This is a genomic window from Bacillus sp. TH19 (assembly GCF_016651075.1).
Classification (GTDB): Bacteria; Bacillota; Bacilli; order Bacillales; family Bacillaceae_G; genus Bacillus_A; species Bacillus_A mycoides.
Genome location: NZ_JAEKEO010000007.1, coordinates 980,703 through 1,001,148, shown reverse-complemented (window position 1 = coordinate 1,001,148; position 20,446 = coordinate 980,703). Strand labels below are relative to the sequence as shown.

The 20,446-nt window shown below is 36.4% G+C and carries 19 protein-coding genes; 2 read left to right on the top strand and 17 right to left on the bottom strand.

All coding sequences use genetic code 11. The features are described from left to right. Positions 1–73: 73 nt before the first annotated feature. The 10 genes from nrdR to JFU54_RS08910 form a co-directional block, all read right to left on the bottom strand. Positions 74–535 carry a transcriptional regulator NrdR gene (nrdR, locus tag JFU54_RS08955; protein ID WP_001203686.1) on the bottom strand — a complete coding sequence of 154 codons (462 nt, stop codon included), beginning with the start codon at positions 533–535 and terminating at the stop codon, positions 74–76. Between the two features lie 196 nt (positions 536–731). Then, the gene (speD, locus tag JFU54_RS08950) at positions 732–1,115 is read right to left on the bottom strand and encodes an adenosylmethionine decarboxylase (protein ID WP_002003660.1); all 384 of its coding nucleotides are present in this window, start codon (positions 1,113–1,115) and stop codon (positions 732–734) included. Positions 1,116–1,499: 384 nt separating this feature from the next. Further along, entirely contained in the window at positions 1,500–2,528 is a 1,029-nt protein-coding gene (locus JFU54_RS08945; protein WP_002164998.1) for a glyceraldehyde-3-phosphate dehydrogenase, read from the bottom strand. A gap of 109 nt (positions 2,529–2,637) precedes the next feature. Further along, positions 2,638–3,240, bottom strand: coding sequence for a dephospho-CoA kinase (gene coaE / locus JFU54_RS08940; RefSeq protein WP_201064272.1), 603 nt, complete (start codon positions 3,238–3,240; stop codon positions 2,638–2,640). Positions 3,241–3,291: 51 nt separating this feature from the next. Beyond that, positions 3,292–3,924 (bottom strand): sporulation membrane protein YtaF, encoded by a 633-nt coding sequence (gene ytaF / locus JFU54_RS08935; RefSeq protein ID WP_002164996.1) that lies wholly within the window; start codon positions 3,922–3,924, stop codon positions 3,292–3,294. Positions 3,925–3,996: 72 nt separating this feature from the next. Continuing rightward, complete coding sequence (gene mutM / locus JFU54_RS08930) at positions 3,997–4,827, bottom strand: DNA-formamidopyrimidine glycosylase (protein WP_201064271.1); 831 nt, start codon at positions 4,825–4,827, stop codon at positions 3,997–3,999. 12 nt (positions 4,828–4,839) lie between these two features. Further along, on the bottom strand, positions 4,840–7,473 hold the full coding sequence (polA, locus tag JFU54_RS08925) for a DNA polymerase I (RefSeq protein ID WP_002164995.1): 2,634 nt from the start codon (positions 7,471–7,473) through the stop codon (positions 4,840–4,842). Between the two features lie 284 nt (positions 7,474–7,757). Then, on the bottom strand, positions 7,758–9,521 hold the full coding sequence (gene phoR / locus JFU54_RS08920) for a sensory box histidine kinase PhoR (protein WP_002164994.1): 1,764 nt from the start codon (positions 9,519–9,521) through the stop codon (positions 7,758–7,760). Further along, positions 9,514–10,233 (bottom strand): two-component system response regulator PhoP, encoded by a 720-nt coding sequence (phoP, locus tag JFU54_RS08915; RefSeq protein ID WP_002015484.1) that lies wholly within the window; start codon positions 10,231–10,233, stop codon positions 9,514–9,516. The genes phoR and phoP overlap by 8 nt, the downstream gene beginning before the upstream one ends. Before the next feature lie 164 nt (positions 10,234–10,397). Then, entirely contained in the window at positions 10,398–10,634 is a 237-nt protein-coding gene (locus JFU54_RS08910) for a hypothetical protein (RefSeq protein ID WP_061673942.1), read from the bottom strand. A gap of 91 nt (positions 10,635–10,725) precedes the next feature. Between JFU54_RS08910 and JFU54_RS30075 the strand changes: the two genes are divergently transcribed. After that, the gene (locus JFU54_RS30075) at positions 10,726–10,857 is read left to right on the top strand and encodes a hypothetical protein (protein WP_002015487.1); all 132 of its coding nucleotides are present in this window, start codon (positions 10,726–10,728) and stop codon (positions 10,855–10,857) included. A gap of 54 nt (positions 10,858–10,911) precedes the next feature. Here the strand turns inward: JFU54_RS30075 and JFU54_RS08905 are convergent, their stop codons facing one another. The 5 genes from JFU54_RS08905 to JFU54_RS08885 all read right to left on the bottom strand — a co-directional run bounded on the left by JFU54_RS08905 (position 10,912) and on the right by JFU54_RS08885 (position 16,009). Further along, positions 10,912–11,385 carry a MaoC/PaaZ C-terminal domain-containing protein gene (locus JFU54_RS08905; protein WP_002015489.1) on the bottom strand — a complete coding sequence of 158 codons (474 nt, stop codon included), beginning with the start codon at positions 11,383–11,385 and terminating at the stop codon, positions 10,912–10,914. Between the two features lie 216 nt (positions 11,386–11,601). Continuing rightward, entirely contained in the window at positions 11,602–12,540 is a 939-nt protein-coding gene (mdh, locus tag JFU54_RS08900) for a malate dehydrogenase (protein ID WP_002034284.1), read from the bottom strand. A gap of 19 nt (positions 12,541–12,559) precedes the next feature. Next, positions 12,560–13,852 (bottom strand): NADP-dependent isocitrate dehydrogenase, encoded by a 1,293-nt coding sequence (icd, locus tag JFU54_RS08895; RefSeq protein WP_002088934.1) that lies wholly within the window; start codon positions 13,850–13,852, stop codon positions 12,560–12,562. A 160-nt stretch (positions 13,853–14,012) separates the two neighbouring features. Beyond that, the gene (gene citZ, locus JFU54_RS08890; protein ID WP_002015492.1) at positions 14,013–15,161 is read right to left on the bottom strand and encodes a citrate synthase; all 1,149 of its coding nucleotides are present in this window, start codon (positions 15,159–15,161) and stop codon (positions 14,013–14,015) included. 386 nt (positions 15,162–15,547) lie between these two features. Beyond that, positions 15,548–16,009, bottom strand: a complete 462-nt coding sequence (locus tag JFU54_RS08885) for a DUF441 domain-containing protein (RefSeq protein WP_000625507.1) — start codon at positions 16,007–16,009, stop codon at positions 15,548–15,550. A gap of 420 nt (positions 16,010–16,429) precedes the next feature. Here JFU54_RS08885 and ytvI point away from each other — a divergent pair, with 420 nt between their 5' ends. Next, positions 16,430–17,548 carry a sporulation integral membrane protein YtvI gene (ytvI, locus tag JFU54_RS08880; RefSeq protein WP_002143350.1) on the top strand — a complete coding sequence of 373 codons (1,119 nt, stop codon included), beginning with the start codon at positions 16,430–16,432 and terminating at the stop codon, positions 17,546–17,548. A 474-nt stretch (positions 17,549–18,022) separates the two neighbouring features. Here ytvI and JFU54_RS08875 read toward each other — a convergent pair whose 3' ends face one another. Together JFU54_RS08875 and pyk are read right to left on the bottom strand one after the other, a co-directional pair. Then, positions 18,023–18,412: an FxsA family protein gene (locus JFU54_RS08875; protein WP_002088939.1), complete on the bottom strand. Its 390-nt coding sequence runs from the start codon at positions 18,410–18,412 to the stop codon at positions 18,023–18,025. A gap of 231 nt (positions 18,413–18,643) precedes the next feature. Continuing rightward, positions 18,644–20,401, bottom strand: coding sequence for a pyruvate kinase (gene pyk, locus JFU54_RS08870; protein ID WP_002015497.1), 1,758 nt, complete (start codon positions 20,399–20,401; stop codon positions 18,644–18,646). Positions 20,402–20,446 lie beyond the last annotated feature (45 nt).

The following is a 20,446-nucleotide window of genomic DNA, read 5'->3' as shown; positions in this document are numbered from 1 at the left end:
GCGAAAAAGAGCTATTAGCTTCCGCTTCTAGCTCTCTTATCTCGTTTACTTACAGTATATAAAGAGATTCCTTCTACTCTCTCTCTTTTTGCAGTATATCTTTTAATTCTTCAATAAATACATTTAAATCTTTAAATTGACGATACACAGAAGCAAAACGTACGTAAGCAACATCATCAATATCACGAAGTTCTTCCATAACAATTTCACCAATCATATCACTTTTCACTTCTGATATACCTAAGTTACGAAGTTCACGCTCCACACTTTGTGTTACTTCCTCTAACTGCCTTAAAGATACAGGTCTTTTTTCACACGCTTTAATTAAACCGCGTAAAATTTTCTCTTTATTAAACTCTTCTCGTGTTCCTTCTTTTTTAACAACGATAAGAGGTGATTCTTCTACTCTTTCAAATGTCGTAAAGCGACTTAAACAACTTTCACACTCTCTTCTTCTTCGAATAGAGCGCCCCTCGTCTACCGGACGCGAATCTAACACTCTTGTTCCATTATGAAAACAGGATGGACAACGCAATTCATTCACTCCTTTACACTATAATCTTTATTCTTTCGCTACTCACCTACATGTGAAAATATATATACAATATTATATAACTCATTCTTCTATAATGACCACTCTAAGTTATTACATATCGTGATCCTATTTTATATAAACTAAAAAAGAGGTGCATTATACACCTCTTTACATTTTAAATCAATTATGTTCTTTTTTAAAGAGCTTTTGTTTCTCTCTGCTTAATTTCGAAGCTACCAGTGCCTCGAGGAAGCTCGATGCTCTCACGCGTTTTCGCGTTTAAACCTTCTGCAATATATTCTGCAGCAACATTTGGATCAATACGATCCCCACAAGTATAAACATCAATACTTGCGTAACCGTGCTCCGGAAAGCTATGAATTGTTAAATGTGATTCCGAGATAATTACTACTCCACTTACACCTTGTGGTGCAAATTTATGAAAAGCAACCTCACGTACTTCAGCACCAGCTCTTAGTGCTGCATCCACAAATAATTGTTCAATATACGGCATGTCATTAAGCTTGTCGAAATCGCAATCCCAAAGTTCAGCAATCACGTGACGACCCATCGTATCCATAGTATCCATTCTACAGTTCCCCCTTGTAAATTTATTCTAACTGTTCGAATTGAAAACTAATTTGCAATTTGGCTTGCTCCACTACCACGGGGGAAAGTTAGTCCAGAGAGGTCCTAACCCTTTAAGTAGTGACTACGTACCTCAGCTCTTAAGTTTACGAGTGTTAGTATACTTTGTTTATTTTCATTTTGCAACAACAGTTTTTTCGATTTTCTGTCATATTTTCCTCTTTACTTTTCCCTAAAAAAAATTAATGATTCACGAATACAGTAATCCCAACGTTTCGTGGTATGTCCACTATTTAAAAATATACTTATATAATTTTTTTCCTTTTCAGAAAAAAATAAAAAGAGGGCAAATTTTCACTTGCCCTCTCTCGTTCACTTAAATATGTTGCACATTTTCTTGTTTCGCTAATTCATCAACAACTAACGTTACAAGATCTACAACACGACGAGAGTAACCCCACTCGTTATCATACCAAGCAAGTACTTTCACTTTACGATCACCCATTACCATTGTAGATAAACCATCAATAATAGCTGAGTGTGTATTTGTATTAAAGTCGATAGACACTAAAGGCTCTTCACAAAATTCTACAATTCCTTTTAACGCACCGTTTGCAACAGTTTTGAATGCTTCATTAATATCTTCAACTGTTACATCACGTTTTACGTCTACTACTAAATCAACAAGAGACACGTTTGGTGTTGGTACACGCAGCGCCATACCATGAAGTTTTCCATTTAAATGCGGAAGAACTTTTGCAAGCGCTTTCGCAGCACCCGTCGTTGTAGGAATGATTGACTGTCCGCAAGCACGTGCTCTTCTTAAATCTTTATGTGGGTTATCAATATTTTTTTGGTCATTTGTATAAGCGTGAACAGTTGTCATTAAACCGTTTTCAATTCCAAACTGCTCATCTAACACCTTTACAACAGGTGCTAAACAGTTTGTTGTACAAGATGCATTTGAAATAACGGTATGTTTTGTAATATCTAATTGGTCTTCATTCACACCAACTACAATTGTTACATCTTCATTTTTACCAGGCGCTGTTAAAATAACTTTTTTCGCTCCAGCTTCAACGTGAAGAATTGCTTTTTCTTTTGAATTAAATTTACCAGTTGCTTCAATTACAACTTCAACACCTAAATCTGTCCAAGGCAATTCCTTTGGATCACGGTTGTTTAAAAGGCGAATCATTTTCCCATCTACTAATAAGTGATCTTCAAATGCTTCCACTGTTCCGGCAAACTTACCGTGTACTGTATCATATTTAATTAAATGTGCTAACGTTTCGGACGGATAGCTTGCATTGATTGCTACAATTTCGAATGCGCTTTCTTTTATTGCTTGACGAAACACCATTCTCCCAATACGTCCAAATCCATTAATTGCCACACGAGTCATAATATGTTATCCCCCTTGAATGCGTTATACTATTTATCTCAAATCCCAATATTAGTATAACACAAAAAGGAGGAATGTCACTAAGCATTTTCATTAATTTCACAATTTTTTAATCAATAATGTTCCACTTCTTTAAAATTACCTGTAATTGTGTTTTCGTTTCCATAATTGTGCCATCATTATTTATCACTTCATCTGCATTCTTCACTTTTTCTTCTAATGGCATTTGAGATTGAATCCGCACCGTTGCTTCTTCTTCTGAAAAGTTATTTCGTTTCATTAAACGGTCTAATTGTGTATTCGGCGTAACTGCTACAACTAAAACGCGATCAACGAGACTCGTTAATTTACTTTCAAATAAAAGAGGAATATCTAACACAACCGCTTGCACATCTTCTTTTATGTACATTTCCTTTTGCATATTCATTTCCTCACGCACTGCCGGATGAACAATTTTATTTAACTGCAATCGTTTTTCTTCATTATGGAAAACGACACTTCCTAATTCCGGCCGATCCAGTTCTCCATCCTTTTGTAACACTTCCGTTCCAAATACTTCTACTATTTTGTTATATGCTGGTTTTCCTCGTTCTACAACTTCTCTTGCAATAACATCTGCGTCAATAACCGGTATACTTAGCTCACGAAACATTTCTGATACCGTACTTTTTCCGCTTGCAATGCCTCCTGTTAATCCAATTACTACTGTCATCATAATCCCCCTTATAATAAAAGGCGCGAAACTAATGTTCCACGCCCATACTTACATTTTCCAAATTCCAATAATAATGAGTAATACCCCAGGCAGGAATGTAAATTTTTGTAACCATTTCATATTCGACAAAACCGTACCAAGCTTCATTCCAATAAATAAAAATAAAGAACTCATAACCGCGACTAATATCGCCATCATAGCAGGTGCATAACCTAATAAAGATGCACCAATTCCAGCACCAAACGAATCTATAGAAAGAGCGATACCGAGAAGTAACGCTTCTCCTGCAGAGATAGTTCCTGATTTATCAAAATCCGCAACAGTCGGCTTCCGCAAAATTTGAATCACTAACCCTAGCGAAGCAATTTCTAGTTTCCAAACCTTCTCCTCTTGCTTCGGTTCTTCTTTTTTATCACTTCGAAAAAATTGATATAATACCCAAATACCTATTCCAATAAGAACAAATCCGCCGATACGCGTTGCGATAACAGGTGAAAATATTTTCGCGATCATATGTCCAATTCCCATGGAAACGAGCATTACAGCTGCTGAACAGATCCCGATAATTATAATTGATCTTAGTGGAATTCTTACGCTCCTTAACCCGTATGTTAGCCCTACACTACAGCTATCTAAGCTTAATGTAAAAGCTAATAAAATAAGAGATAAATAAAGGTACATCGGTAAGCTCCTCCCTTATACATAGCTCTGCTCTATGTATATGACAAATGCCTATCCGATGTTATCCCTTTTCTATATTCTAGGTTGGCAAATTGGGCAGTAATGTGTTCCCCTTCCGCCAACAACTGTTTTTTCTAATAGCGTACCGCAAGTCACACACGGTTCTCCTTTTTTCCCATATACATTTAGAAGTTCCTGGAACGAACCAATTTGTCCTTGTGAATTAATATACGTTCTAATTGTACTTCCGCCTCGCTTAACAGCTTCGCCCAGCGTTGTAACAATCGCCTCGTAAATTCTTTCTATTTCTTCTTCTGTTAAAGATGCAGCTTCTCGTTCTGGGTGAATTTGAGAACGGAATAACACTTCATCTACATATATATTTCCAAGCCCTACTAAAAGACGCTGATCTAATAATGCGACTTTTATTTTACGATTTGTTTTTTGCAATCTTTCTTGTAAATACTGCGGTGTCAATTCAGCATCAAATGGCTCCGGGCCTAAGTCAGCAAGAGGCATTTGATTCAACTCTTCACCTTTCTTAAAGAGATGCATCGTACCAAACTTTCTCACATCTTTATAATGTAATTCAGTTCCATCTGTAAATAAGAAACGGACGTGCGTATGTTTATCAATCGGCTCATCCTCTTGATGAAGTAAAAACTTACCTTCCATGCGCAAATGTGAAACAATTACATAGTTCGTTACATACAAAAGCAAAAACTTACCTCTTCGCTTTATATTTTCAATTGTCTCGCCTCTTAGCATTTCTTTAAAAATTTCTGCATCATCCGGTCGTTTTACTATTTTGGGATAAGTAATAACGACATCTTCAATCGTTTTTCCTGTTACAAGATTTTCAAGCGTTCGTCTAACGTTTTCAACCTCTGGTAATTCCGGCATTTCATCACGTCCTTATTTCGCATCGTACCAAGTTGGACCGTAAGAATAATCAACTTTCAATGGAACGGCTAGTTCAATTGCATGCTCCATTACTTCAGGTACAAGCTTCTCTAATTTTTCAATTTCTTCTTTTGGTGCTTCAAATATCAATTCATCGTGTACTTGCAGAAGAAGACGCGCTTGTAATCCTTCTTCTTCTAGACGATCTGCCATAATAATCATCGCTTTTTTAATAATATCAGCCGCACTACCTTGAATTGGTGTATTCATAGCTGTACGCTCAGCAAAGCTACGTAAATTGAAATTACGACTCGTAATTTCCGGAATATAACGGCGACGATTTAATAATGTAACCACATATCCTTTTTGTTTCGCATCTTTTACGATTTCATCCATGTATTCTTGTACACCAGGGAAACTTTCTAAATACTTTTCAATAAATTCCGCTGCTGCTTTTCTTGTAATTCCTAAGTTTTGCGAAAGACCATAATCACTAATACCATACACAATTCCGAAGTTAACAGCTTTTGCTTGTCGTCTCATGTTAGATGTTACTTCGTCTTTCCCAACACCAAATACATCCATAGCTGTTTTCGTATGAATATCCATGTCATGTTGGAACGCTTCAACTAACCCTGGATCATTTGCAATGTGAGCAAGCACACGAAGTTCGATTTGTGAATAATCAGCCGCGTACATGATCCATCCTTCTTCTGATGGAACGAATGCCTGACGAATCTTTCTTCCTTCTTCTAAGCGAATCGGGATATTTTGTAAGTTCGGATCTGTTGAACTTAATCGACCTGTTTGCGTTAACACTTGATTAAAACGAGTATGGATTTTAGATGAATCTTCATGTACGACTTTCAATAAACCTTCAATGTAAGTTGAATTTAGCTTTCCTAATTGACGGTAATGTAAAATATTTGGAATAATTTCATGACGATCCATAAGTTTATCTAATACATCCGCCGACGTAGAATAACCTGTTTTCGTCTTTTTAATAACTGGTAAGTTTAAATTCTCAAACAGAATAACCCCAAGTTGCTTCGGTGAATTAATATTAAATTCTGTCCCCGCAAGCTTATAAATTTCCTGTTCCATTTCCTTTAATCTACCTGCAAGTTCTTCTCCCATATTACGAAGACGCTCCGTATCAACTTTTACACCTTTCACTTCCATATCAGCTAATACACGTGCAAGTGGTAATTCTAATTCCGTAAATAATTCATATTGCTCGTTCTTTTTTAATTCTTCTAAGAACGTTTGCTTTACATCATATAATACATGCACTTTACGAGCTACATGCTCCGCTACTACCTCTAGCTCCGGAACAGCACGCTTCGCACCTTTCCCGTAAACTTCTTCGTCAGATTTTACGGCATGCGTTTCTTTCATTTTCGCTACAGTACGGAAATCTTTATCTGTATCGGCTGGATCAAGTAAATAAGCGGCAATTAATAAATCAAAGTCAATCCCTTGAATATCTACACCTTTCCACTTGAGAGCAACGATAGCACGCTTCGCATCAAATGTATGTTTTCTCATTTCTCCATTTGCAAGCCACTCTTTAAAAGCATCCGATTTAAGAGCAACATCGGCTGGAATGAAGTAACAACCATTTTCATTTTGAATACCAAAACCTTGAATATCGGCTTTATGATAATTATCTTCTTGCACTTCAACAATAAGCGCACTATCTTGCTGAAGCATTTCTTCTGTAACTTCTTCTACAATATCAAATGTAATATCATCTAATTCAGCTGGAGCCGTTTCCTCCGGCGTAACACCTAACTTATTTAAAAGGGATGTAAATCCTAAATTCTCGAACATTGGAATCAAATCGCTTGGTTCATACCCTTTATATTCCATATCATCTACATGCACAGTAATCGGTGCGTCTGTAATAATAGTCGCAAGTTCTTTACTCATAAGAGCTTGTTCTTTATTCGCTTCTAACTTTTCTTTTAATTTCTTTCCACTCACTTGATCTAAGTTTTCATATACTGCTTCTACTGTTTCAAATTGCGTTAATAATTTAATGGCTGTCTTCTCACCAACACCTGGTACACCTGGAATGTTATCCGATTGGTCTCCCATTAAACCTTTCATATCGATAATTTGCTTTGGTGATAAGCTATATTTCTCAAATAAAGCTTCTTTCGTATATTCATCTACTTCCGTAATCCCTTTGCGAGGAATACATACGAGTGTATTATCTGAAACAAGTTGCAGTAAATCTTTATCTCCTGAAATAACTTTAACATGAAACCCTTGCTCACTCGCTTCTTTCGCTAACGTTCCCATAATGTCATCCGCTTCATAATTTTCCAGCTCATAACGCGGTACATTGAATGCATCAAGCACCTCACGAATAAACGGGAATTGCTCTGATAACTCAGGTGGAGTCTTTTGACGCCCTCCCTTGTAATCACTATACGTTTTATGACGGAATGTTGTTTTCCCCGCATCAAACGCCACAAGCATATGCGTCGGTTTTTCCTCCTCTAGTATCCTCATTAACATCATTGTAAAACCATAAATTGCGTTCGTATGTATACCTTTGTCGTTATTTAAAAGCGGTAGTGCAAAGAAAGCACGATACGCGATATTATTACCATCTACTAATACGACTTTTTTTTCCAAACTACAAACCTCCCCATACATATTTGAAACGATTTTTCCCACAGAAAAAAACCGTTCCTGTCCTCTCTCTATATTAACATGACTAATAGAGAGAAGAAAAATAACGGTTTTTTTCTATCATATATAAACAGACTTACATTGGCATAAAGGGAAGTGACGAGAATAGCATAACTACTCTCGTCCAAAATTACTCCTTGGATGAAGGGGTTTTCATATATTATATTAACAGAGCTTTATTAATATTTAATTAAGCCATTGTTAATATATTGTAAATATCCTTCATCCTATTTTTCAGTAGCTGATTTTGGTAAAACAACTGTAAATGTTGTTCCTTCCCCAACCTCACTATCCACCGTAATCGTACCTTGATGCGCTTCAACTAAATGTTTTACAATTGATAAACCAAGACCCGTTCCACCCGTATTCCTACTTCTTGCTTTATCCACTCGGTAAAAGCGTTCAAAAATACGTGGGATTTCCTCTTTACTAATACCAATTCCAGTATCAGATACTTTTATATAAGCATTATATTTATCTTCTGCCAATTCAACAGAAACAACGCCTCCAGCCGGTGTGTATACAATCGCGTTATTAATTAAATTAATAAAGATTTGTTTCAAGCGGCCTGGATCTCCAATAACGGAAACTCGTTTCAATGCATTCACTTGTAAAGAGATTTCTTTTTCTCCCGCTTTATTATCAAGCACCATATGAATATCTTCAAGAAGTTCCTTCATATCAACGGTCCCCATATTTAGTTTAAACCCTTGTTGCTCGATCTTTGACAAGTCTAATAAATCTTCAATTAATCCTTGCATGCGTTCACTTTCTTTTAAAATAATATGTAAGAAATGTTCGCAGAATTTTTTATTATCCATAGCCCCATCCAAGAGCGTTTCTGAAAAACCTTTAATAGAAGTAATTGGCGTCTTTAGTTCATGAGAAACATTCGCTAAAAAGTCTTTTCTCATTTGTTCTAATTTCTTTAACTCTGTTATGTCATGGAACACAAGAACAATACCTTTCCATTCATGGTTCGTCCCAATAATTGGCGCTCCATATACTTCGAAATGCTTTCGCTCAATTCCAAGCGGCAATAACATTTGTTTACGCACTTTCACTTCTGTCATAAAGATTTCTTCCACAAGCTCAATAATTTCTGTATGATGAAACGATTCATAATATAAGCGATCTAAATATTCTTCATCTGTTACGTGGAAAGTTTCCTTATAAGAACGGTTTACAAGGTTTATATAACCGCGGCTATCAATTAAAATCATTCCACTTCCCATATTTTCAATTAACGTATGCAGACGATCCTGTTGCATTTCCTGCTCAAGAGTCATCTCTTGTAAATTACGAGCTAAAATATTAATCGCTTTACTCAGCATCCCTGTTTCATCCGAATGACTTTCATAAGCGCGTGCTTTATAATTTCCCTTCGCTAATTCAATGGCAACTTTCGTAACCGATTCAATCGGCCTAATATATTGCCCCGTAATTTTCATACCTAAAAATACGACTACGAGACAAGCGATAACAAATCCGATAATTAATAATCCCCACGTTTTTTGGTGAACGTCCCTCAAAGTATCAATTGTACTTTTCACCAAAATGTATCCTTGTTTCCCTTCTACATCCTGGACGAACACAGCATGATAAAATTCATTTTTTTGATCTGTTTCTTTCGTAATGACTTTATTTTCTTTCTTTGCTGTTTCGGAAGAAAGTTCTTTAATCATCTCTTGACTAAATTCAGATGGTTGCCCTCCGCTATATTGAACTTTCTTTTTTTCATCAACAAATATAATAGAAGCTGGTATTTTTTCTTCTAACTTTTCAAATACATAAGGCTTTTTTAAAACAGCATCAAACCCTTGCTCTTCTGCTAATACCGCAACATACTGTGTCTCTTTTATCATTCTCTCTTTAGCATGATCTATATAGTAGTTTTCAAATACAGTTTCTAATAATACACCTAGTCCAACTAAAATAAAAACGATAAGAGAAACAAATGTAAAAAGAAGCCTGGAACGAAACTTATTCATCCACTTTTGGCTCCTCTAATTTATAACCTAAACCACGTATCGTTTTAATGTACGTCGGTTTTTTCGTATTTTGTTCAATTTTATCGCGCAAATGGCTAATATGGACATCAACAATTCTTGTATCACCGGCAAAATCATAATTCCATACAGCACTTAATAATTGGTCACGAGTTAATACACGACTTTTATTTTTCGCAAGATAAACAAGTAACTCAAATTCTTTCGGTGTTAATTCCAGTTTCCTTCCTTGGAAGTACGCTTCATAAAACTCCGGTAAAATTTTAAGTTCTGCAATTTTGATGCTCTCTTCATCTGGCGATTCTGAAACTTGTTCTTCCTGCTGTAATTTCGTACGGCGCAAAATCGCCTTCACACGAGCAACAACTTCCCTTGGACTAAATGGCTTCGTCATATAATCATCAGCCCCAAGCTCAAGACCTAGCACCTTATCAAATTCATCATCTTTTGCTGTTAACATTAAAATCGGCGTCATAATACGCTGCAATCGTAATTCTTTACAAACTTCCATACCATCCATTTTTGGAAGCATTAAATCTAATATAATTAAATCTGGGCGTTCTGTAGTCGCTTTTTGAAGCGCCATTTCTCCATCCATTGCTGTAATAACTTCAAACCCAGCTTGTTGTAAATTAAATTCAATTAAAGTTAAGATAAATTCCTCATCATCAACTACTAAAATACGATTGTTCATTCTTTTCCTCCAAGTTATAGACTTGAAACCTTCTTCATCCTAGTATTTTCCCCGTTATTCTCATCATACTAGAAAACAAGGTCTCCCTCAATATAATTGTCTATTCATGGAGCTCGTTTGTACTAGAGTTTCGGAAAATAAAAGCAATCGTAACTTCATTCCCTCTATCCGGTCGCTATCCAAACTTTATAGATGAATCTATCTTTTTTAAACTCTTTTTCCGTATGAACTATAAACTCTCGATTTTGCGCTAGGAAAAACGAAAGAGCATACGCTATTTTATAATCTGGTGTTTCATATCCATCAAATACTTTCCCGTACATTTCATTTGCGATTGAATCGGCCCATACTTCAGCTTCTCTTATCGTTTCAAAGATAACGTCTTCTCTTTTCCACTTCATCTAAAAAAACCTCCCCCTTAATTGACTTCAATTACCAATAATCATATTATTAATTTAAATATATAAATAAATTCGATAAAAGGGGGCTATTATGCGAATATTACTACCTATTTTAACTTTAGTAGTAACATGTTTCCTTACTTTTAACGTACCTAGCTGGGATACGATTAAAACAGGTTGTTCAGAATTTGCTGAAGGGTTCAAAGAAGGATTTTTTAACTAAAATAGCGCTAGCCCCTTATAAAAGGTATGCTAGCGCTATTCATATTTTCATATTTTAAAAATTATCTAATGCTTTTTCCATAATGGAAACAGATTTAAAAGGTGGTGTTACTGTTAATGAACCTTTTACAACAGTTTCTCCTTTTTCATCATGAGCAAATACAAGCATATCAATTGTATGTTCCTCTTCTGAAACAGCCACAACTTCAAAGTGGATTTGTAACGTTTCATAATGGTGAACATGTTTCACGAACGTAAGGTCCTTCCTAGTAATATGACTACCTGGACCTGGTAAATATTTCGTAACCGCCGTTGTAATCAGTCCCGTTAGCATAATGCTTGGGACAATCGGCTTTTCATACGGAGTTTGGGATGCGTAATCATGCTGAATATATAATGGATTGGCATCATTCGTTAACCCTAAGTACAATAACAAATCTTTATCCTCAATTTTTTCAGTGATAGATAATTTCTCTCCTACTGTAATTTCATCCATTCTACGACCAATTTGAACTTTTTTCTTTAACATGTTACAACCCCCTCCGATTTTTTCACCTTATTATCCTACTAAAAGCGATACCTTATCCGAAATTTACTGTGATGAGGGCAATGTATAGTATAAGTCTATAGTTTCATTATAGGATACACCAAATGATAGCGTTTTCATATTATTTCAAAAAAACATTTCAATATATAGTAGAAAAAGATTCGGGGCCCCGAATCTTTTTCCACTTATATTTAATTATTAAACAAGAACTTTCATAACGTTACGTACAGATTCTACAGAGCGATCTAACGCTTCTTTCTCATCTGCAAGAAGTTCTAATTCAATAATTTTTTCAATTCCGTTACCACCTAGAATTACTGGTACCCCTAAGTAAAGGTCACTATAACCATATTCACCTTCAAGGTACGCAATAGCTGGTAATACACGGCGTTGATCTTTCAAGATCGCTTCTGTCATTTCAACTAAAGAAGCTGCTGGCGCGTAATATGCACTACCGTTTCCTAATAAGCCTACAATCTCACCGCCACCTTTACGTGTACGTTCTACGATTGCTTCTAAACGCTCTTTTGGAATTAATGTTTCTAACGGAATGCCACCTGCATAGGAATAGCGTACAAGAGGTACCATATCGTCACCATGTCCACCAAGAACAAATCCTGTAATGTCTTTCACAGAAAGGTTTAACTCTTGTGAAATAAATGTACGGAAACGAGCTGTATCTAATACGCCCGATTGACCGATAACACGCTCTTTCGGGAATCCTGCTTCTTTAAATACAGAATATGTCATTGCATCAACTGGATTTGTTAATACAAGAATAATCGCATTTGGTGAATGTTTTGCAATGTCGCGCGTAATACTTTTCATAATTTTAGAGTTTGTTGCTACTAAGTCATCACGGCTCATACCAGGCTTACGCGCAATACCTGCTGTAATAACGACAACGTCAGAATCAGCAGTATCTGCGTAATCAGATGTACCAATAATGTTAGCATCAAAACCTTGTACTGGGCTCGCTTCTAACATATCTAACGCTTTCCCTTTTGTTGGATTTTCCAGCTGTGGAATGTCCACTAATACAACATCTGCAAGTTCTTTTTGTGCTAATAAGAATGCTGTTGTTGCTCCTGTAAATCCTGCACCGATGACTGAAACTTTCTTGCGTTTGATTGTCATAATTTACCCCCCGCTTTAATTATGCGTTTTTGATTATCGCTACATCCATGTTTTTAATAAGTTCATTAGCGAACTCAGAACATTTCACTTCTGTTGCACCTTCCATTAAGCGTGCGAAATCATAAGTTACTACTTTTGATTCAATTGTTTTCTCAACTGAATCAGTTACTAAATTCGCAGCTTCGTTCCATCCTAAGTGCTCTAATAATAATACACCTGAAAGAAGAACTGAAGATGGGTTTACTTTATCTAAACCTGCATATTTTGGAGCTGTACCATGTGTAGCTTCAAAGATAGCATGTCCAGTCACATAGTTAATGTTTGCACCAGGTGCAATACCAATTCCACCTACTTGTGCAGCAAGTGCATCAGAGATGTAGTCTCCGTTTAAGTTCATTGTTGCAACAACATCAAACTCACGTGGACGAGTTAAAATTTGTTGTAAGAAGATGTCTGCAATAGAATCTTTTACGATGATTTTCCCAGCCACTTCTGCGTCTGCCATCGCTTTATTCGCTGCATCTTTTCCATCTTTTTCAACAATGCGATCATATTCAGCCCAAGTAAATACTTTGTCGCCAAATTCTTGTTCCGCTACTTCGTAACCCCAGTTTTTGAAAGCACCTTCTGTAAATTTCATAATGTTTCCTTTATGAACTAATGTAACAGAAGAGCGTTTTTCGTTAATTGCATATTGAATTGCAGCGCGAACAAGACGCTTTGTCCCTTCCTCTGAAATTGGTTTAATACCAATCCCTGATGTTTCTGGGAAGCGGATTTTATTAACACCCATTGCTTCTTTTAAGAAAGCAAGAACTTTTTCTGCTTCTGGAGAACCTTGTGCATATTCAATTCCAGCGTAAATGTCTTCTGTATTTTCACGGAAAATAACCATATCAGTATCTTCCGGACGTTTTACAGGTGAAGGAACACCTTCAAAGTAACGAACTGGACGTAGACATACATATAAATCTAATTCTTGACGAAGCGCAACGTTTAGAGAACGAATACCACCACCAACTGGAGTTGTAAGTGGACCTTTAATTGCGATTAAATATTCACGAATTAAATTTAAAGTCTCTTCTGGTAACCACTCGCCTGTTTGGTTGAATGCTTTTTCCCCTGCAAGCACTTCTTTCCAAACGATTTTCTTCTCACCATCATAAGCTTTTTCAACTGCTGCTTCTATTACGCGAGATGCTGCAGCCCAAATATCAGGACCAATTCCATCTCCTTCGATAAATGGAATAATCGGATTGTTTGGTACATTCATAACACCATTAGTTACAGTAATTTTTTCACCTGTCGTCAATGTGATAACCCCCATGTTTGAAATTTCATATGTATGAAACTGAGGGAATAACCCCTCAGTTCAAACCGTTATTCAAATTTAAATATTCTAATCATTATATCTTCCCAAAAAAATCAGACTTTTGAAAGCGTATTTTCACTATCAAAATAGTGTTTTTCGCTTATCGTTGCGCTAGCGGAACGTACACTTGATGTGTCGGTCCATCATAATCAGCACGCGGACGGATTAAACGGTTGTTTTCATATTGTTCTAGAATATGAGCTAACCAGCCTGACATACGGCTAATTGCAAAGATAGGTGTAAATAAGTCATGGTCAATTCCTAAACAATGGTATACAGAAGCTGAATAGAAATCAACATTTGGTGGAAGACCTTTTTCTTTTGTTACAATGTCTTCAATTTTGATAGACATATTATACCATTTGTCTTCTCCTAAAAGCACGCATAATCTCTTAGACATTTCGCGTAAGTGTTTCGCGCGTGGATCACCATGCTCATATACGCGATGACCAAATCCCATAATTTTCACTTTATTTTGAAGAGCATTATGAATATATGATTCTACATTTTCTTCTTCGCCAATTTCAGTTAACATCTTCATTACATTTTCATTTGCCCCGCCGTGAAGAGGACCTTTTAATGCACCGATTGCTGCTGTAATACCAGAATACACATCTGAAAGTGTAGCTACGCAAACACGTGCAGTAAATGTAGAAGCGTTTAACTCATGATCGGCATGAAGTACAAGTGCCTTATCAAAAGCTTCAATTTCAACTTCATTTGGCTCACGATCATTTAACATGTACAAGAAGTTTGCAGCTAATGATAGATCTTTTCTTGGCTCAACAACATCTAACCCTTTACGAATTCTTGCATAAGCCGCAATTAAAGTTCCGACTTGAGCCTGTAATTTAACCGCTTTCAAATAATTAGACTTTCCATCCATTATTTCAGCGCTCTCATCATATAATGATAGCATGGAAATCGCAGTTCGTAAAACCGACATCGGGTGCGCGATTTTTAAATCTACTTGTTTCAAATATGTTAAAATCTCACCTGGTACTTTATAGTATTCAGATACTGTTCCACTAAATTCCGCTAGTTCTTTTTCATTAGGAAGCTTGCGGTGCCATAATAAGTACACTACTTCTTCGAACGTAGCATTCTCAGCTAAATCATCAATATTATACCCAACATAAGTTAATGTATCATCAATAATAGAGCTCACAGATGATGTTGTTGCTACTACCCCTTCTAAACCTCGAATAACAGTCATGACATTCTCTCCTTTTCCTGAAAATTCTCCCAACCTTGCTCCTTATATCTATTTGCTCCCCTTATAAATTATGAACGCTCGTTCACTCTTTAGGCAAGCAAAATGCACGTTCATGCAAATTTATTGCGATGTTCCCCTCTTATTGTCCATTACTTACATGGAAAGCATGAGCGTGAATGTCTCCCCGAATCCTCACGCTCAGAACAACAAGTTAGTGAGGAAAATAAATTCCGAAGAGTTTATGATAAAAACAACATAAAACAATATCATTATAAAATTGTTTTATGTTGTTTTTATTTTATCTGGTGTAAAGTCTCTGCTGTTATGTAACTTTTCAAAGTTTCTAATCCTATTATAAACAATTATCTGACTTTTGTGAACAGAAAGAATTCAAAAATTTTATATTACTATAAAATTCCTTATTTAAACATCTGTATAATACTCATAACTGCGTAGGCAATTCCAGCCCCAATTAATGGACCTACAGCGACTCCATTAAATAAAGCTACAGCTATAATTGTCCCAAAAACAAGTGCGGTTGTAATATGTGGGTCCGTCGTCAATAATTGTACGCCGCCTTTCGCTAACAAAGCGACCGCCACACCTGAGGCTAAAGCAATCCATGCATAATACGATTTCGCTGCTTCTCCGAGTTGTTTAAAGCCTATTTCCCCTGTCGCAATCGGTACGAGCACTGCTATTGTAATGACTGTTACACCAAGGTTAATCCCTTTCGTTTGTAGATAAGGAAAGACTTTATCTCCTAAAAACGTAAATTTCAATAAGAATAACACTCCAATAGCTACAGTAAGCGATTGGTTTTTAGCAATAAGTCCTATAATAAGTAGTATGAATAAAAATAACGTTGACTGACTAATCATGTTTGCACTTCCTTTCTGAAAATAATGAACTCGCTTCCAAACAAAAATACCTTTAAACCTATCGTTATACATGCTATATCGATGTATATGCAACAATAACCACTTTATTTTTTTCATATTTTAAAATGACAAACTGAAACTCTAACCATCAAAAATTTAAGCATGTATACATTTTTAAAAACGGTCGTCTCTCCTTTCTTTTCTATTAAGAAACAGGTAAAATAAAAAGAAGAGAAAATGAAGTTTTTACCATATAGTAGAAGCATCAACACCAAGCTTTTCCGGTCACTCATATATTGAAAAAGCAGGAAAAATCCATCATTCCACTATAACATAAAGTGAAACTTTGATCAGTGAATCTCACTAGTTATAAGTTGAACGAATTAGGATAATCCAAATTGGAATGGGAGGTATACATCTTTGAACCGAAACTTACTATATATGATATTACGACTCATGTTTGTCATTGTAGCAACGGTAGTTGGGTTCTATGCATTGCTGTACATGTCAGGCCTTATCTACCCTTTTATTATCGCTTTTGCATTCGCTTATTTGATTAATCCTGTCGTCAATTTCCTTAATCAAAAACTACAATTCCCTCGCGCATTAGCGGTACTCGTTAGCTTAATTCTCGTATTCGGAGCTATCGTTGGACTTGTTACATACCTTGTAACTGAAGCAATATCTGCCACAACGTACTTACTACAAATTGTTACAGTTAAGTTTCCAGATATCGTTGCATTCGCCCAACAATTTGCACTTAATCATATTATGCCTCTCTATGATGATTTAATCTCTAAATTTAATCATCTCGGAGAACCACAGCGATACACTATTACACAAAACATTCAAAACTTAGGCACCGAAGCAACGACACAAATGAAAGAACTTTTAACCGCCATTATAAGTGGGTTAACAAATTTCATTAGTGCATTACCAACAACTTTAACTGTCCTTGTCTTCGTCTTATTAGCCACCTTCTTCATTAGTTACGATTGGCACCGTCTTGCTCATAAAGTAAGAAAACTTCTCCCTAATCGTTTGCATGGATACGGAAAAACTATTTTTGTCGATTTAAGAAAAGCTTTGTTTGGTTTTGTTAAAGCGCAACTTACACTCGTATCTATGACAACTATCATTGTACTAATCGGCCTTTTAATATTACGCGTGCCATACGCAATTACTATCGCGATTATTACAGGGGTTGTCGATTTACTCCCGTATTTAGGAACTGGAGCCGTCTTCGTTCCTTGGGTTATATACGTATTTTTCACAGGCGATACTGCATTCGCCATCGGTCTTCTCATCCTATACATCGTCGTGATTGTCCAAAGACAAATCATGGAGCCAAAAGTACTTTCATCTAATATTGGACTAGATCCATTAGCGACACTCATCGCTCTATTTGTCGGCTTTAAGCTCTTTGGTTTTTTAGGATTAATCATCGGTCCAGTCATATTAGTACTACTTAATACATTACACAAAGCTCATGTATTCCACGACTTATGGAAATTCATTAAGGGTTCACCATCAAAATAATATTTCCTAATTCATACACAATAAAAAATCAACTGTAATCAGTGGGAATTTCCCACTGATTATTCACTGTACTTTTTTGTACTACCTACATCTACAAGAGAATTTCCTAAAAAAGGATAATCCTCTTATTTTTTTGCATAAAAACGCATATTTTAGGACAAAAATACATTTTTATTCTATATACTTTATAATTATTACTTACATTTATTTCTTTTTATGTAAATGAATAAATATACAAAACGAGGCAGATGAACCCTTTAATCAGTAATTTTTCTTCTCCTGTCTAACTTCTGCTCACTAGTCGAATCTTACTACAAGCAAAAAACATCATCCTAACGTAACACTTTTCATTCACAAGAACCCTCTGCATCCTATCGTTTAATAACTAACAAAAATCCAACCCGATCAGGAAGCTAACAATTGACTATAAGTGGCAAATAAAAAAATAACGCGTAGATCGCTATAATCTACGCGTTATTTCTGAACAATAATAGTAGTTCTCTTTCTAAATTTCCAATCAATCCACTTCATAACAGCCGGCTTCAATAAAGCCCTCGTTATAGGAACAACAAAGATAAAACCTATTATATCCGTCACATATCCAGGCAGTACTAAAAGAATACCTCCTACGAATATAAAAATACCATCTAGAACCGCATCACCCGGCATTTCTCCTCTATTTAGCCTAAATTGAATCTCTCTAAGTACTTTAAACCCTTGTCGTTTCGCCAAATATACACCCACAATACCCGTAAATACAATCATAGCGAACGTAGACCATAAACCTATTACATGACTCGACCCTATTAACACCGTAATCTCAATCGCCGGCACTAAAATAAGTAAGAACAGTAACCACTTCATAGCTCACACTCCTTCATATTTCATTTAAAAGGTTTGAAAGCATCACCCTTACAAAACCCTTTATAAGCCCCTTAAAACGCTCATACAAGCTTCACAAAGGACAAATAACCCTCTCCCACTAAACATTATAATAAACGTTTTTCAAAGCGATTTCAGGTATTTAAAGCTATCTCTATCCTTTTTTGTGTAAAAAAAAGAGAAGGACTCCGATCCTTCTCTCCGTATTACTTCTTATAGCACTTCCGCATGTCCATTATAAACAATTCCGCGTGCTGCATCAACTGTTACTTCTTGGCCATTTTTTAAAGTTGTTGTTACGCCGTTTACACCAACGATAACAGGAATACCGATTGATACACCTACAACAGCTGCATGGCTTGTTAGACCGCCTTCTTCTACAACTAGAGCAGCAGCTTTTTCAATTGCAGGAATCATATCTTTATCTGTGCTTGTCGTAACAAGGATATCACCTTTGTTTACGTTCGCTACAGCTTCAGCAGCTGTTTTCGCTACAACTACTTTACCTTTTGCAGATTTACGACCGATCCCTTGCCCTTTAGCAACTTTTTCACCAACAACGTGGATTTTCATTAAGTTTGTTGTACCAGTTTCAGCAACTGGAACACCAGCAGTGATTACTACAGTATCTCCAAGTCCGATTAGACCCGCATCCATACCTGTTTGAATTGCTGTATCTAACATTTCGTCAGTAGAAGCTGCACGTTTCTCAGACATAAATGCTTGAACACCCCAAACAAGTGCAAGACGACGTCCTACTTGCTCGTCAGATGTTACAGCTACGATTGGAGATTTCGGACGGTATTTAGAGATCATTTTCGCAGTATGTCCACTTTCTGTTGGAGCTACGATTGCAGCTACATCAAGAGCAAGTGCTGTGTGCGCAACAGATTGGCTAATTGCATCTGTAATTGTTGGCGTGAACTCTTTAATACGTTTTTTGAACATATCTTCATATTGTAATGATTTTTCAACACGTACCGCAATGTTAGCCATCATTGTTACAGCTTCTACAGGGTATTGACCCGCAGCAGTTTCACCTGAAAGCATGATTGCATCTGTTCCATCGAAGATTGCGTTTGCTACGTCACTTGCTTCCGCACGAGTTGGACGTGGGTTACGTTGCATAGAATCTAACATTTGTGTTGCAGTAATAACTGGTTTGCCTAATACGTTACATTTTTTGATTAGACGTTTTTGTACTAATGGTACTTCTTCTGGTGGAATTTCTACACCCATATCACCACGAGCAACCATTAAACCGTCAGAAACTTCTAAGATTGAATCGATGTTGTCGATACCTTCTTGGTTTTCGATTTTTGGTACGATTTGGATGTATTGAGCGTTATGCCCTTCTAATAATTCACGAATTTCTAATACGTCAGATGCTTTACGTACGAAAGATGCTGCGATGAAATCAACTTTTTGCTCGATACCGAAAACGATATCTTGCACGTCTTTTTCAGTGATACCAGGAAGCTTAATGCTTACGTTTGGTACGTTAACACCTTTTTTATTTTTTACAGTTCCGCTGTTTAATACTTTTGTACGGATGTTTCCGTCAGCTTTCTCGATTACTTCTAGTTCGATAAGACCGTCATCGATTAGAATACGAGAGCCTGGATCAACATCATCATAAAGGCCAGCATAAGATACAGAGAACTTCTCTGCAGTTCCTAATACTTGTTCAGTAGAAAGAATTACTTCTGCACCTGTTACAAGCTCAGCTTGTCCGTCTACGAAGTCATGTGTACGGATTTCTGGACCTTTTGTATCAAGTAAGATACCAACTGTTTTACCAGTTTTCTTTGAAGCTTCACGAATATTTTTAATACGAGCTCCATGCTCTTCATGGCTACCATGAGAGAAGTTTAAACGAGCAACGTTCATACCCGCTTCCATTAATTGTTCTAATTTCTCAATACTTTCACTAGCAGGACCTATAGTACATACAATTTTAGTTTTACGCATATTGCACCTCCGAAAATTATGAAACCGTTCCCAAATACAAGGCAT